Consider the following 14,767-nt stretch of genomic DNA (forward strand, 5'->3'; position numbering starts at 1 on the left):
TTTCACGCGGCCGGGGATACCTTCGGCTCGAGCAGGTGTGACACCACACGATCGCGTCCGGAGCGCTTCGCCTCGTACAGCGCCTGGTCCGCGGCATCGAGCAGGTCGGCCGGCTCGCTGAAGGCCGCGGAGGCGACGCCCGCACTGAACGTCACAGTTACCTGGTGGCCGCCGGCCACGCTGATCGAGCTCTCCCGCAGTCGACGGCGAAGCACGTCTACGCGTGCGCACGCGTCGGGCACGGAGCAGCCCGGCATCACCAGGACGAACTCCTCGCCGCCCAGCCGGGCGACGAGGTCGTCTTGTCGCGTGCCGGCAGCGAGAACGGCGGCCACGTGACGGAGGACGTCGTCGCCCGCGGCATGTCCCCACTGGTCGTTGACCTGTTTGAAATGGTCGATGTCGATCAGTGCGAGAGTGAGCTTGTCCGGCCGGCCGGCGTCGAGACGGTCCATGAGATAGCGCCGGTTGTACAGGCCCGTCAACGCGTCGCGGAAAGCCTGCTCGGCAAGCTCGCCGCGGAGTGCCTCGTTGGTGGTGATCTGTTCGCGCAAGGCCTCGTTGGCCTGCTGTATCGCCATCTGATGGCGGCGGGCCTCGGTGACATCCCGGGCCACGAGAGTCCAGCCGGCGACCGCGCCCGCGCGGTCGCGCAACACCCGGATCCGGACGTCGAACGCGACCGAGTCGTCGCCGACGATCGTATCGACATCGGGAGTGCTGTCCGCATGGATCGGCGGCAGGCCGGGCAGTAGCGCCGACACCGGCGTACCGGAAACTGGCTCGCGCCGGCTGCCGAGGCGGGCAGCGAAATCTCGAGCAGCCGGGTTGGCCATGACGACGAGCTGATCCGCGTCGAGCACGACCACCGCTTCGGTGAGGGTGTGCATCAGTTGCGACTGAGCAACGGGAAGCAGGTCGAAGGTTCTACGGGCGAGGTGGCCCAACAGCGCGGTGGTGAACAGGGTCAACGCCAGTGATGCCACGTCGGCGTTGCGCCCGTCCATCTGCATGGACGCGCTGGCGGCCAGCGGGGAGCTCAGCAGCGCGAGCACCGCCAGCGGCACCCGCGATCGGGACACCCGCCGTGCCGCGATGCGGCGTGCGACGAAAATCGTCGCGGCCACGAGGAGCCCGAAATTGTAGGCGCCCTGCAGCGGGCTCAGCAGGTCCGCCCGAGCGCCGGCGACTGCCCAGCCCGCGGCGATCGCGGGCTCGCAGAACAGAAGGGCGTGCCGCCGACGCGGCCGCCAGCCCCGATCGACGATCCCGGCGGCGATACCCGCGCAGCCGATGGAGAACACCGACGAGCTCACGATGGTGAAGGCACCCAGGCCCGACGGCCGGCTCTGCATCGCCGCCGCCAAGATCGGAAGGATGTAGCCGACCAGGCCGGCCGCGGCGATGACTATCGGGACGGCGGCCGGCAGGACGGCTCGCGCTCGCCACGCGGGCAGGGCACAGCCCAATGCGCTGACGACGGCGATCGTGGACGCCACCGTCAGCAGGGAGTCCCACACTCGCGTCTCACCCCTCGATCTCGGCCCTCATCTCTGCCCATCGGCACGAAGACGGCCTGACTTCAGCGTGAGGCTCACAGATGTTTCCGCAGGCCTCAGGCGCCGAAAGTATGAGTCCGGCTTGTTGCCGCCTGTTTACGGAACCATGTAACCTCGCCCACTAGAATGACGTTCTAGGGAGGCGGGCCACATGTCCCTCGTTTCTCAGTCGCCGGAACATTCGCCGTCCGTACTCTGGAAGGCCTTTGATGTTCTTGCGTCCTTCAGTCCGCAGCATCGCGTCATGACCTTGAGCGAGATCACTCGCCGCAGCGGCCTGCCGAAATCCACCACTCATCGCATCCTCACGATGTTGGTCGAGCTCGACGCGGTCGAGCGCGAAGGTGACTTCTACTGGGTCGGCCTGCGGATGTTCACGATGGGGGCGTTGTCAGTCGACGCGAGCGTGCGCGACGTCGCACTTCCTCACCTCGAACGTTTGCGGCGTCTGACCCGCCAGACCGTGCACTTGGCCGTGCTGCATGACGACGAGGTCGTCTACCTGGAAAAACTGCCCAGCCTCGCTTCACCGAACACTCCCGCCCTGGTCGGCGGTAGGCTGCCCGCACAGCGGACCGGCGTCGGCAAGGCGCTGCTCGCGTTCGGCCGGAGCAGCCCGCCCACCGACCCGGCGCTCGCGGCCCGGCTGCATGCGGTTCGCCGGTCGGGTGTCGCCTATGACCATCAAGAAGCGGCCAGCGGCCTGTCGTGTGTCGCTGTTCCCGTTCTCGACGCCGACCGGGCGATCGCGGCAGTGTCGGTCGCCTTCCATTCCGCCGACGGCAGCGGCGACCGGTTCGTCGGGGCCTTACAGGAGACCGCGATCGCTCTGAGCCGCTCGATCCGGTCCAAGGCGCAGACCCGGTGAACGCGACTCAGGCGGTCGAGACCGGATCGCGGGCCCACATCCTCAGCGTCGCTGAACAGCTGATGACCACGGACGGCTACGCGAAGACCTCGATTGCGATGGTCTGCCGCGAGTCGGGTCTTCCCGTGGGATCGGTTTATCATCACTTCGCGAACAAGGCCGGACTCCTGACGGCGGTTCTGCAGGGCGTGGAGGGGCGATTCTTCGGTGGGCTCCCTGGCCCGTCTGACGTCTCCGTGCCGGACCGCGGCCTCGGCGCTTTCTGGGACGCGGCCATCAACGGCATCACCGACCACCTTCCTTACCTCCTGCTCGATCTGGAGCTGGCGCGGCTGGCCCTCGACGATCCCGCCCTGCGCCCCGTGTTGGACGGTCAGATCCGCCGGACGCATCGTCTCATCGCGGACACGCTGATGCCGTACGCCCGGCTCGGCAGCGCCACCGATCCGGCGGATGTCGCCGACGCCCTGGCCGGAACCCTCGTCACCTTCACTCGCGGCGCTGTTCTGACCGCCGGCCGCGACCGGCAGGAGCTGCGGAGGCAGATGACGGCGTTCTACCCGTTGCTCCGCAACGAACTGCTCGGGCCGGCCGCGACGGTCACCGCGCCAGAGAGCGCAACGAGATCGCCGGGTCGGTGAGGGCCGCGACGGTGACGGGGCGCCCGCTCTCGATCAGTGGTTTGGTGGCCCGCAGATCCTTCGGCCGGTCGATGGCGAAGGCGGCCGTGAGCCGCGAGCCCTGCACCCACATCGCGAGCTGATTCCCGCCCTGATCCCCGGGCCGGATGACCAGCCGGTCTCCCGGGGAGGGACGGCCGTACATCTGCAGACGCCGACCGTACTGATCCGACCAGAAGTACGGAGCGTGCCCATTGAGCGCCTCCGCGCCGGTCATGTCAGCGCCGGCCACCGCGCCTTGGCGCTGTGCGACGTCCCAATGCTCGATGCGTTGCCGTCGGCGGGTGAACGGCCCGGACACACTGGCGACGTCGCCCGCTGACCAGATCCAGGGCACACTGGTCCGGCCGTGCTCGTCGGCCACGACACCGCCGTCGCAGTGGACACCGGCCCGGCGGGCCAGATCATCCTCCGGTTCGACGCCACACCCCACCAGAACGGTAGCGGCCGGCAGGACCGTGCCGTCATCGAGCACCACCTGCTCGACCTGACCCGCGCCGGCGAACCGTGCGGCGGTACGGCCGGTCAGGAACCGCACACCCCGCTCTTCATGCATCCGCTGGACGTCGGCGGCGAGCGAGGGGCCCAACACTCCCAGAAGCGGGATGGCCATCGCCTCCACGACCGTGACCTCGATGCCCCGGCTGCGGGCGACGGCGGCGGCCTCGAGGCCGATGAACCCGCCCCCCACGATCACCCAGGGGCCGCCGGCCGCCAGGCGCGCCCCCACCGCACGCGCGTCGGCCAGATCTCGCAGGACAAGGACGTGCCGTAGGTTCTCACCGGCGATGCCGAGCCGGCGGGCACGCACGCCGGTGGCCAACAGCACCTTGTCGGCCTCCAACTGTTCGCCGTCGCCGAGCACGACCCTGCGGCGATCCACATCGAGCCCGGCGACGCGGGTGCTCAGACGCAACGTGATGTCGTTGTCGGCGTAGGCGCCGCGATCGATGATCGGGCGGACCACGTCGAGATCGGCGAAGGTCTTGGACAACGGCGGACGCTCGTACGGCTCCTCGCCGCCCGCATCCACCAGCGTGATGCGCCCGTCGAAACCGTGGGCCCGCATGGCCAGCGCGGCGGCGACACCGGCCGCGCTGGCTCCGACGATGACATGGTGAGAGCTCACCGGAAGTTCCTCACTGCTGTGCCGGCCGTGCCGGTGTTCCGAAGCTGCTGAGGTCGAAGACCGTGCCGGTCACGGTGCGGGACTGATCGTTGGCGGCGAGCAGCACGTACGCGCCGACGTAGTCCTCGGCGACCGCCGCGAATCGCAGCGCCGAGCGCTGTTCCATCACCTGTTTGATCGGCACCGCCTCGCCGATCGTGGTGCCGTCGAGTCCCAGGGCGGACGGGCCCCGCAGGTCGGTGTCCATCGCCCCGGGGGCCACGGCGTTCACCCGGACCTCGGGCGCGAGTTCGTAGGCGAGCTGTTTGACCAGGCCGACGCCCGCATGTTTCGAAGCGACATAGAGGGGGCCGCCGCCCGCGGGGTAGAACGCCGCGTTGGACAGGGTGAGGATGACCGAGCCGCCCGAGTCGCGTAGTGCCGGCTGCGCCGCTTTCACGCCGAGCAGGTATCCCTTGACGTTGATGCCGAACAACTCGTCGAACCCCGCGTCCAGTTCCTCGGCCGAGGTCTGCGCGAGGGACCTGGTGAAGTCCCAGATTCCGGCGTTGCCGACGAACGTGTCCAGCTTGCCGAACCGTTCGACCGCCGCCGCGACCGCCCGGTCGTTGGCCGACGGGCTGCGTACGTCGCCGGTGACGGTCTCCACCGCGTCGCCGAGACTCTTACGGAGGTTGACGAGCTTGTGCTCGGAGTGGTCGAAGGCGACCACTCCGGCGCCCTCGACGACGAAACGCTCGACGATGGCACGCCCGAGCCCCGATCCCGCACCGGTCACGAGCACGGACTGTCCCTCAAGCCAGCCCATCGCCGACCTCCTTGACCAGATAGGTGTCCGGCAGGGCGACGAAAACGTCGTCCCGCATCCGCGTCACCGGATGGGTCGCCACCGGCCGGCTGGCCGGCGGGGTGAGCGGCGCGCCGCTGCGCAGGTCGAACTTGGCCGCGTGCAGCGTGCACTCCACGACGCAGCCCTCGACCCAGCCGTCGGCGAGAGAGAAGTCCTCGTGGGTGCAGGTGTCGTCGATGCAGTACAGCTCGCCCTCGGAATGGAACACCGACGTCTTCGGGACCGTGCTCAGCACCAGGCCCTCGTCCTCGGGGATGTCCTGGACCGCGCAGGCGCGGCGCCAGACGCGGCCGGCCAGCGGTTCGAGCGAGTCACGGGTGGTCGTCGCGCTCATAGGAAGATCGAGATGCTCGGTGCGAGCAGAGTGGTCTGCTCGATGACGATCTTTCGGACGGCGATCTGGAACGGGTAGCCGGTGGCGTCGAGGTCCGCCGGGCGCAGCACGTCGAAGCGTTCACCGACGAACCAGTCCTGGTGGCGTTCCAGCCGGCTCCGGTAGACGTAGAAGTTCGCGGCCACCTCGAGCTCGCCGTCCGGGCGGGGCGTGACCCGCACGTTGGTGATCAGCCGGCGGGTCCGGGACGGCGGCTCCTCCGACCAGGAGATTCCGGAGGTCAGGCGGCGCACCCGGCCGGTGAGGAAGTACTTGTTGTCGTCGATGTGAGCGGCCTGGCTCTCGTTCGAGATCTCCTGGTCGCGCTCGCGGTGGGTGCGCGTCATCCGGGTCGGCGCCCAGTAGTGGACGTCGTCGGTGAAAAGGTCGATCCACTCGAGGTAGCGGTGCTCGTCGAGCAGTTGCGCCTCGGCGTAGAGGAACTGCTCGACCGTGTGCTGGGTCTCGGTGTCGACCCGGCGGTACGCCGACGTGGCCGCCCCCGTGGTGTCGATGGTGGTGGTCATGCTTTAAGCACCTCCGACGCATCGGTTCGGGGCTGGGGCCCGCGGGCCTGGCGTGCCGCGTCGAGCTCGGCGATGGCGGACCAGGAGGCGCCGCTCATCAGGTCGGCCCAGCGCTGGTAGAAGCCGCGGGCGGCGGTCTCGCTGAAGACGTCACTGGACAGCCCGGGAAGACCGTGCGTGTCGCGCTCGTCGTGACCGAGTCCCATCTGCACGTTGAGCCGGTTCTGCCGAGCTTTGAAACCCCGCATGACCTGCTGGATCTCCGTCCAGTTCTCACCGTCGTCGGTCTCGAAGACGCCGGCCGGGCTGAAGGAGCGTTGGGTGCCGAGCCGGATCGCGTCCTTGATGTGCGCCGGCGCGTCCTTGGGGACGTACGTCCAGGCCCAGACCTCGATCTGCCCGGGACCACGGGGATGCCAGACCCGCATCGTGGCCGCCTGTCCCAGCCAGGAGAAATTCGGGAAGATCGTGTTGTGGGTGTTCACCTTCAGGGCGCGTTCGATGCCGATGTTCCGGTCGATCTCGGCCTGGTTGGCGACGAGCCAGTCGACGTACTCCGGGCCGAAGCTCTCGTCGGGGAAGTCCATGCCGGGGCGCCAGAAGCTGCCTGAGCCGTGGCCGTTACCGGCGAACTGGCGGCCGGGCGCGTGATCGACCACGCTGCTGAAAGCTTGCCACGCTTCGGGGATGTGGGTCAGCGCGATCGTCGACGAGGCGTGCGAGATCGGCACGTGGTACATGTCGCTGGCGAACTGCTCGGAGGGGAACTTCCAGTTGGTGTCGATGACCCACTTGGTCGCGCCCTCGATGAACTCCAGGCCGTTGTCCCACCGGCCGACGATGGCGTCGAAGTAGTACGCCATGTCGCCGAGGTATTCCTCGAAGCCGGGAACGTCGGCGGACCAGGTGCCGAAGTAGAAGCCCTTGTAGTTCGCGATCCGCGGGACCTTCAGCGCACCCCACTTGGCCTTGTCGATCTCGTCGCGGTAGCCGCGTGTCTCCTGGGGAACGTTGATCAGGTTCCCTTCGAGGTCATAGGCCCACCCGTGGTACGTACAGGTGAAGGTCTTGCCGACGCCCTGATCGCTGCGGCAGATGCGCATGCCCCGGTGCCGGCACTGGTTGAGGAACGCTTTGACCGAGCCGTCCTTCTGACGGACGACCATCACGGGGTCCTCGCCCATGTAGGCCTGCACGAAGCTGCCCCGTTTGGGCAACTGTGACTCGTGGGCCAGAAACAGCCAGCTGCGGCCGAACACCTGCTCCAGCTCGCGTTCGTAGATGGCCTGGTCGGTGTAGATGCGCGGGTCGATGTAGCCGCTTTCGGCGTCGAAAAGGTCGCCGTTCATCGGGCTGATCCTTCGGCGACGGCAGGCTGAGGCGCCGGCGGAGCGGTGAAGTGGTGGCCCCAGACGCTCGCGGAGTCGTAGTGGCCGACCTTCCAGGTGGATTCGTCGACCAGGCGCCCGTTCCAGCCGTACTCGACGGCGAAGCCGGACGGTGTCGCCACGTAGAAGGACGTCATCCGGTCGTTGGTGTGCTCGCCCATCGTCATCTGGACGCCGAAGTCGCTGCGCTCGACGATGTCCAGGGCCCGGCCGACGGCCTCCAGGGAGTCGACCTCGATCATGAGGTGCCCGAGACCGGGCGGCGGGCCGGGAACGGCCGCGAACGCGATCGTGTGATGGCGGGGATTGCATCGCAGGAAGATGCCGTTCTCCTCGCCGAAGGCGATGGTGTCACTGAGCCGGAAGCCGAGGACGTCCTGGTAGAACGAGGCCGACCGGTATCCGTCGGGCGAGAACATGAACACGTGCCCGAGGCCGAGATCGCCGCAGACGAAGCGGATGCCACGGGGCGACACGAACGGGGCGTTGCTGGTCTCCTGGCCCAGATGCGCCTCGATGGTGTTGCCGTCGGCGTCGGCGAACCGGACCAGCCTGCGTACCTTGCGCTCCGCGGCGAGCTTCTTGTCCTCCTCGAACGCGATCGACTCCGCTCGCAGAGCCGTGACCAGCGCGTTGAGGTCGGACTCACGGGCGACCTCGAAACCCAGCGCGACCAGAGCGTCGGGTCCCGGAGGACCGTCCTGAACCACGATCCGGTAGGCGCGGTCGTCGGTGCGGAACATGACAGTCGACGAGTCGGAACCTTCGACCAGCTGGGCACCGAGGATCTCGGTGCCGAACTTGCGCCACTGCTCGACCGGTCCGCGCACCACCAGATAGCCGAGTCCTGCGATCCTGCTCATTCCTAGCCTCCAAGGGATTCCGCACCCCGGGGGTGTCACCCGGTGAGGCCGAGTTTGTGCCCCCGGTCACACGAACGGGGGCGGGGTGTCCCGGCGGCCGGAACGCTTTTTCCGGCCGGCATCTCGGGTTCCGGCCGCCGGAACGATCGAGGCCGGGAGCCGGCCCGCGCCGGTAGACCGTGCTGCATGACTGCAACCGCCGAAATCGGCATCACCGACCACTTCGTCGAAGTCCCCAACTTCCGCATCCACTACGTGGAGGCCGGCCAGGGACACCCCCTGGTGCTTTTGCACGGCAGCGGTCCCGGAGCCACCGCGCTGACCAACTTCCGGCTCAACATCGGGGCGCTCGCCAAGCACTTCCGCGTCATCGCCATCGACATGCCGGGCTGGGGCGAGAGCGACACCCAGACCGAGGGGACCGGACGCGATCACCCGGCCGCTCTGATCGGGGTGCTCGACGCGCTCGGCATCGAGAAGGCGGCGCTGGTCGGCAACTCCATGGGCGGCATGACCTCCGTCGCCACCGCCCTGCGCTACCCCGACCGTGTGTCACACCTGGTCACGATGGGCTCCCCCGCTCCGACCACCAGCCTGTTCGGCCCGGGTGGCGGCCCGTCGGAAGGCATGCGGGTGCTCCTGCACGCGTACCGCGAGCCCACGCCGGCCAACATGAAGCGCCTGGTCGAGGTGATGTGCTACGACCCGGCCATGGCGAGCGACGAGCTGGCGCAGGCCCGCTCGAAGGCGGCGCTGGCCAAGCCCGAGCACCTCGACAGCTGGAACTCCCAGTTCACCGGCAAGCCCTTCGTGTCACCGTATTTCCAGCTCGGCGACCAGATCTCTCAGATCACGGCTCCCACCATGGCGATCCACGGGCGGGACGACCGCGTCGTGAACTTCGAGAGCAGCCTGTTCTTCGTCAGCCGCATCCCCGACAGCCGCCTGGTCCTGATCAATCGGTGCGGTCACTGGGCGCAGATCGAGCACGCCGAGGAGTTCAACCGGCTCGTCACCGACTTCGTGGGCCGCTAAGTGTCGGGACGGCGGCGTCCGCCGCACTATGCCACCTTCGTGATCCTGGCCGTCGCCGTCACGGCATTCTCCCTGATCCAGTCGCTGATCATCCCGGTGCTGGGACCGCTGGCCGAACAGGCCGGCACCGATCGCGCGACAGCGGCCTGGCTGCTGACCGCATATCTGCTGTCGGCCTCGGTCTTCACGCCCATCGTCGGCCGGCTCGGTGACCTGTGGGGCAAGGACCGCATGCTGGTCGCCTCGCTGCTGCTGCTGGCGGTGGGCTGCCTGGTCTCGGCACTCGCACCGAACATCGGCTGGATGATCGCCGGCCGGGCGGTTCAGGGCGCCGGGGGCGGGGTGATGCCCGTCGCCTTCGGCATCGTCCGTGACGTGTTCCCGCCCCGCCGCGTCGCTCAAGGCATCAGCGTCATCGCGTCGCTGCTCGCTTTCGGCGTCGGCGGTGGCATCGTCGTGGCCGGGCCCCTGGTGGAGCTACTCGGCTATTCCTGGCTGTTCTGGCTGCCCTGTCTGGTGAGTCTGGCCGCGGCGGGGTTGGCGGCGCGCGTCGTGCCGCGCTCTCCCCGGCAGAGCTCGGGGCCCATCAGCCTGAAGCCGGCGGTGCTGCTGGCGGGCTGGCTGGTTCTGCTGCTCCTTGCCGTAAGCCAGGCGCCTCAGTGGGGCTGGTTGTCGCCGACGGTGCTGGTGATGTTGGCGGCCTCGGTCGCGCTCATCGTGGGCTGGATCCGGGCGGAAGGCACCGCGCGGGTGCCGTTGGTCGACATGGCGCTCATGCGAAAGCGGCCTGTTTGGACAGCCAATCTGGTGGCGCTGCTGGTGGGCTTCGGCCTCTACGCGACCAGCGCGTACATTCCCCAGCTGGTTCAGACTCCGGCGAGCTCCGGGTACGGCTTCGGCGTCGGTGTCACCACCTCCGGCCTCATCCTGCTGCCGTCGGCGATTGCCAGCTTCCTCATCGCCATGGTCACGTCGCCGCTGGCGACCCGTGTCGGCAGTAAGGCCTTGATCGTGACCGGATGTGCGGTGTCGGCGTCCGGGCTGCTGTCTCTTGCCCTGGCGCATAGCGAGACGTGGCAGGTGTGTGTGGGTTCCGGGTTGATGGGCCTCGGCACGGGTTTGACCATGGCGTGTCTCGCGAACGTGGTCGTCGCCGCGGTGCCGGCCGGGCAGACCGGCGTGGCAGCGGGTATGAACGCCAATATCCGTACGATCGGTGGCGCCATCGGCTCCGCTGTGCTCGGCAGCCTGGTGACCGCCGGATCGCTGGGACGGCCGTTTCCCGCCGAGTCGGGCTACGTCAACGGTTTCCTGGTCGTCGCCGTCGTGCTGGCCGTTGCGGCCGGTGTCGGCCTGGTCATGCCGTCCGAGAAGTCCCAGCGGCCGACGAAGGTCGCCGCGGATCCGGTCCCGGCGGCCTAGATGAGACGTCGGGCTGCTTCCCCTACAAGGAGGGAAGCAGCCCGACGCCGGCGTGCTGCGATTCAGCCGCCGACGCTGCCGATCATCTCGAAGAAGGCGGGCTTGTCGATCTGTGTGGCGCCGAGGTGCCCGGTCACGCGGCAGGGAGCCTGGCCGCCGTTGTGACCGTTGCCGCTGCGGTAGACGAACTCGGGCTGGTCGACGAGCCCGTCGAGGTGCAATTCCAGATCGATGCTCGGGGCCAGGATGCGCGCCTCGTTGGGATATTTGTAGCCGGTCTCGGCGCTCGCCCAGATGCGGTCGTAGGTGACCGACGCGTCGACATTCATCTGAACGCCGTTCTCGAGCAGGACCGTCGCGAAGGTGGTGCGCTTTCCGGGACCTTCGTAGACGTCCCAGAACGACAGGGCCTGCCGATTGTCCGCACCGAAGGCGAGGCCGAGCCACGACCACGACGCCTTGGCGACCGCGCCGGCGGCTTGAGCGAGCTTGACCGGGTTGAGGGTGGGGCTGCTGCCCCATTGCCGGTCGAACCATGCGGTGGCGGCTTCGACGGGGTAGGTCGTGCCGTCGATGGTGACAGTGCCGTCGACGGTCATGTTGGGGAATGCGTACTGGTACGAGTTCATGCCGAACAGCGGAAGCAGACCGGTGGTGCCGTTGTAGACGGTCTGCTCGTGTGGGGTGAGCGTGACGTCGACGGCGCCTCCCTCAGCCTCGAGTTTGAGAGTCATCCGGCTGCGGTCGCCGGCGAGGGTTCCGAAGCGGGAGAACACTTTGAGCGTGTCGGTGTCGGCCCCGTTCTTACTGCTGAACCTTTTCTCGGCGTCGGTGTGCGGGCGCCAGATGTTGTCGGTCGCGTTGGTCAGCAGAAACTCGGTCTGCGACTCGATCGGGACGAATCCCTGATGCCATTCGAACCCGAGGGTCTTGCCCTGGCTTTCGAACATGCAGGTGACGTACCACGAATCGATCGGCTCGGTCTTCTTGTGCGGAAGGTCCCTGGCGGTGTCGACGAACAGAGGAACGCCTGTCGCCTGCTCCGAGTTCCGGTCGGTTGATTCCTCGGTTTTTGTGCTCATGGTGAGGTTCCTTTCTGCTGTCGATGCGGCAGAGATATGCCCGGCGCAGAGAAGGGGGCGGGTCTTGGCGGGCCCTCAGACCTGTTCTCTTGGCACTGTATCGCCGCAAGGAGAGATCTCAGGAAAGATTGGCCAGCTTGATGGCGACATCGATGATCATGTCCTCTTGGCCGCCGACCACCCGCCGCCGTCCCAGTTCCAGGAGGATGTCGGCCTCGGCGACGTCGTACTTGGCCGCGGCCCGTCGGGTGTGCAGCAGGAACGAGCTGTAGATCCCGGCGTAGCCGAGCAGCAGGCTTGCCCGGTCCAGGCTCGGCAGATGTCCGTCGCAGATCCGGGCGACGATGTCCTCGGCGACGTCCACCAGCGCGAGGGTGTCGATCCCGGTCTTCGCGCCGGAGCGGTCCAGGGCCGCCGCGAGCACTTCGGTGGACGCGTTGCCGGCGCCCGCGCCGAGGCCGTGACACGAGCCGTCGAGGATCTCGGCGCCGGCTTCCGCGGCGGCGAGGGCGTTGGCTACGCCGCAACCGAGGTTGTTGTGGGCGTGCATCCCGATCCTGGCCTCCGAGCCGACCGCGGTCCGCACCGCGTCGACCCGTTCGCGGACCTGGTGCGGCAGCATCGCCCCGGCCGAGTCGACCACATAGACGGTGTCGGCCCCGGCATCTCGCATGATCACGGCTTGCGACCCGAGATCGGTGGCGCTGGTCATGTGCGACATCATCAGGAATCCGACGGTCTCCAGCCCGAGCCGCTTCGCGGCCTGCAGATGCTGGATCGCGATGTCTGCCTCGGTGCAGTGCGTGGCGACCCGGACGACGTCGATGCCGGCGTCCACGGCCTTTTCGAGGTCGTGGATGGTACCGATTCCGGGGAGCAGCAGCGCGGCCAGCTTGGCCTGACGTATCTCTTTGCGGGCCGCGGTTATCAGGTCCAGGTCGCCGCAGCGACCGAAGCCGTAGTTGAACGACGAGCCACCCAGGCCGTCGCCGTGGGTCACCTCGATGACGTCGACACCGGCCGCGTCCAGTCCGGCGGTGATTTCCTGGACGTTCGCGACACTGAACTGATGGGCCATCGAGTGCGACCCGTCGCGCAGTGTGGTGTCGCAGACCTCGATCCGACGGTCGGCGAGGGGTCCGTCGCCGCCGATGACAGGGCTTTCGGTGGTCACGCGAGCTCCTTGGTCAGTGAGGGGGCGATCCGCTCGGCGGTGGCGATCGCGGCGGCCGTGATGATGTCCAGGTTCCCGGCGTACTCCGGCAGATAGTCGCCGGCGCCGACGACCTCGACGAAGACGCTCACCTTGGTACTGCCGTCCGGTCCGGCGCCGGGGTCGACCTGGACGGGTGCGGTGAAGCGATAGCCCGGCACATAGGTGCGGACATGCTCGGCCATCTTCTCGACCGACGCGACGATGGCTTGCGGGTCCACATCGGCGTCGACCGCGGCGAAGACCGTGTTCCGCATGATGACCGGCGGCTTCGCCGGATTGAGAATGATGATCGCCTTACCGCGCGCCGCCCTGCCGACCTGTTCCAGGGCGTTCGATGTGGTCTCGGTGAACTCGTCGATGTTGGCCCGGGTGCCGGGGCCGGCGGCCCGCGACGAGATCGTCGCGACGATCTCGGCGTAGCTGACCCGCGCGACCTGGGAGATCGCGGCGACGATCGGCACTGTCGCCTGCCCACCGCAGGTGACGAGATTGAGGTTGGGCTCTGCCTTGACCTGGTCGAGATTGACCGCGGGTACGACGTAGGGCCCCACCGCCGCCGGCGTCAGGTCCAATGCCATCAGCCCGGCGTCGCGGTACCGGGGGGCGTTGGCGGCGTGCGCGGCGGCCGAGGTCGCCTCGAAGACCAGATCGAACTCGCTCGCCCGGGCGATGAGCTCGTCGACACCGCCCGCGGTGGCCTCGATGCCCAGTTCCCGGGCGCGGCGTAGCCCGTCGGAGGCGGGGTCGATACCGACTAGCAGCGCCGGTTCCAGCGTGCCGTTGCGGGTCATTTTGATGAGCAGGTCGGATCCGATGTTGCCGGATCCGACGACCGCACAGCGCAGGCTCATAGCCAACTCCTCAAGGTGGTTTTCGTCATGCGACCGTGAGCTGAACCGGGGCGAAGCCCGGCGCGGAGGCGGTCACTCGGGTGCCACCCGTCAACGCGACGGAGGCGTGCACGGCGCCGGCCAGGATCAAGTCGTCGGCGCGCAGCGTCTCGCCGAAGCCGTCGAGCCGACGGGCCAGCCAGGTCAGGGCGCGGATCGGATCGCCGAGCACGGCGTCCCCGACGCCACCGGCGACTCGCTTCCCGTCGACGTCGAGGGAGACCGTCACCGCCGGCAGATCATCGGGGTGGTCACGGCTGGGGCCGGCGATCATCCGGGCCGAAGAGGCGTTGTCGGCGATCGTGTCGGCCAGGGTGATCTTCCAGTCGGCGATGCGGCTGTCGATGACCTCCAGCGCGAGGAACACCCCGGACACCGCGGCCCGCGCCTGCTGGTCGGTGACATCCGGACCACCGAGATCCCGCGCGAGCCGGAAACCGATCTCGGCCTCGACCCGCGGCGCGATCAACTCATCGAGGAACAGGGTGCCACCGTTCGGGATCAGCATCCGTTCGAAGACGACACCGAAGTCGGGCTCGTCCACGCCCAGCTGTTCCTGCATGGCGAGGGAGGTCAGCCCCACCTTGCGGCCGACGATCACCTCACCCGCGGCGGTTCGTCGCTGGGTGTTGATCGCCTGAATCGCGTAGGCGTCCTCGGGGCTCACCCGTCCCTGAGCGGTCAGCGGTGATATGGCGATGCGGTCGCGCTCGGCACGAAGCAGTTGGTCGGCCAATCCGGCCCGGAAGTCGGTCACGGTCCAAGCAGACATGACCAACCAGGCAAGCGCCCATCACGTGTTCCAGCGGACGGCACACGTGTTGTCACGGCTCGGCCGTTTTACGGCTGTGTTACGTGCACGTTGACGAGTGATGGCGGCGCTCC

General features: G+C 68.2%; 15 protein-coding genes. 4 read left to right on the plus strand and 11 right to left on the minus strand.

The window, feature by feature from the left end; genetic code table 11:
* Positions 1–2 precede the first annotated feature (2 nt).
* Positions 3–1,520, minus strand: a complete 1,518-nt coding sequence (locus tag ACQP2X_RS12495; protein WP_498696509.1) for a GGDEF domain-containing protein — start codon at positions 1,518–1,520, stop codon at positions 3–5.
* 283 nt (positions 1,521–1,803) lie between these two features.
* Here ACQP2X_RS12495 and ACQP2X_RS12500 point away from each other — a divergent pair, with 283 nt between their 5' ends.
* Both ACQP2X_RS12500 and ACQP2X_RS12505 read left to right on the plus strand, forming a co-directional pair.
* On the plus strand, positions 1,804–2,427 hold the full coding sequence (locus tag ACQP2X_RS12500) for an IclR family transcriptional regulator (RefSeq protein ID WP_498696511.1): 624 nt from the start codon (positions 1,804–1,806) through the stop codon (positions 2,425–2,427).
* Between the two features lie 62 nt (positions 2,428–2,489).
* Positions 2,490–3,068: a TetR/AcrR family transcriptional regulator gene (locus ACQP2X_RS12505; protein WP_498696513.1), complete on the plus strand. Its 579-nt coding sequence runs from the start codon at positions 2,490–2,492 to the stop codon at positions 3,066–3,068.
* Here ACQP2X_RS12505 and ACQP2X_RS12510 read toward each other — a convergent pair.
* The 6 genes from ACQP2X_RS12510 to ACQP2X_RS12535 are packed head-to-tail and all read right to left on the minus strand — an operon-like array spanning position 3,028 to position 8,237.
* On the minus strand, positions 3,028–4,236 hold the full coding sequence (locus ACQP2X_RS12510) for an NAD(P)/FAD-dependent oxidoreductase (RefSeq protein WP_498696514.1): 1,209 nt from the start codon (positions 4,234–4,236) through the stop codon (positions 3,028–3,030). The two genes, ACQP2X_RS12505 and ACQP2X_RS12510, sit on opposite strands and share 41 nt — an antisense overlap.
* Before the next feature lie 10 nt (positions 4,237–4,246).
* Entirely contained in the window at positions 4,247–5,044 is a 798-nt protein-coding gene (gene hcaB, locus ACQP2X_RS12515) for a 3-(cis-5,6-dihydroxycyclohexa-1,3-dien-1-yl)propanoate dehydrogenase (protein WP_498696517.1), read from the minus strand.
* Positions 5,031–5,420, minus strand: coding sequence for a bifunctional 3-phenylpropionate/cinnamic acid dioxygenase ferredoxin subunit (locus tag ACQP2X_RS12520; RefSeq protein ID WP_498696518.1), 390 nt, complete (start codon positions 5,418–5,420; stop codon positions 5,031–5,033). The genes hcaB and ACQP2X_RS12520 overlap by 14 nt, the downstream gene beginning before the upstream one ends.
* Positions 5,417–5,986, minus strand: a complete 570-nt coding sequence (locus ACQP2X_RS12525) for an aromatic-ring-hydroxylating dioxygenase subunit beta (RefSeq protein ID WP_498696520.1) — start codon at positions 5,984–5,986, stop codon at positions 5,417–5,419. Before ACQP2X_RS12525 ends, ACQP2X_RS12520 begins: the two co-directional genes overlap by 4 nt.
* Positions 5,983–7,335, minus strand: coding sequence for an aromatic ring-hydroxylating dioxygenase subunit alpha (locus tag ACQP2X_RS12530; RefSeq protein WP_498696521.1), 1,353 nt, complete (start codon positions 7,333–7,335; stop codon positions 5,983–5,985). Before ACQP2X_RS12530 ends, ACQP2X_RS12525 begins: the two co-directional genes overlap by 4 nt.
* Complete coding sequence (locus ACQP2X_RS12535; protein WP_498696524.1) at positions 7,332–8,237, minus strand: VOC family protein; 906 nt, start codon at positions 8,235–8,237, stop codon at positions 7,332–7,334. The genes ACQP2X_RS12530 and ACQP2X_RS12535 overlap by 4 nt, the downstream gene beginning before the upstream one ends.
* Before the next feature lie 186 nt (positions 8,238–8,423).
* Between ACQP2X_RS12535 and ACQP2X_RS12540 the strand changes: the two genes are divergently transcribed.
* Entirely contained in the window at positions 8,424–9,272 is an 849-nt protein-coding gene (locus ACQP2X_RS12540; RefSeq protein WP_498696525.1) for an alpha/beta fold hydrolase, read from the plus strand.
* A gap of 39 nt (positions 9,273–9,311) precedes the next feature.
* Positions 9,312–10,694, plus strand: coding sequence for an MFS transporter (locus ACQP2X_RS12545; RefSeq protein WP_498696527.1), 1,383 nt, complete (start codon positions 9,312–9,314; stop codon positions 10,692–10,694).
* 62 nt (positions 10,695–10,756) lie between these two features.
* On the opposite strand, the gene ACQP2X_RS12550 is transcribed toward ACQP2X_RS12545, so the two are convergent.
* The 4 genes from ACQP2X_RS12550 to ACQP2X_RS12565 form a co-directional block, all read right to left on the minus strand.
* The gene (locus ACQP2X_RS12550; RefSeq protein WP_498696530.1) at positions 10,757–11,776 is read right to left on the minus strand and encodes a lipocalin-like domain-containing protein; all 1,020 of its coding nucleotides are present in this window, start codon (positions 11,774–11,776) and stop codon (positions 10,757–10,759) included.
* A gap of 118 nt (positions 11,777–11,894) precedes the next feature.
* The gene (dmpG, locus tag ACQP2X_RS12555; protein WP_498700921.1) at positions 11,895–12,854 is read right to left on the minus strand and encodes a 4-hydroxy-2-oxovalerate aldolase; all 960 of its coding nucleotides are present in this window, start codon (positions 12,852–12,854) and stop codon (positions 11,895–11,897) included.
* A 92-nt stretch (positions 12,855–12,946) separates the two neighbouring features.
* Positions 12,947–13,843 (minus strand): acetaldehyde dehydrogenase (acetylating), encoded by an 897-nt coding sequence (locus ACQP2X_RS12560; protein WP_498696532.1) that lies wholly within the window; start codon positions 13,841–13,843, stop codon positions 12,947–12,949.
* Between the two features lie 25 nt (positions 13,844–13,868).
* Positions 13,869–14,654: a 2-keto-4-pentenoate hydratase gene (locus ACQP2X_RS12565; RefSeq protein ID WP_498696533.1), complete on the minus strand. Its 786-nt coding sequence runs from the start codon at positions 14,652–14,654 to the stop codon at positions 13,869–13,871.
* Positions 14,655–14,767 lie beyond the last annotated feature (113 nt).

The organism is Actinoplanes sp. CA-131856 (genome assembly GCF_050956135.1).
GTDB lineage: Bacteria > Actinomycetota > Actinomycetes > Mycobacteriales > Micromonosporaceae > Actinoplanes.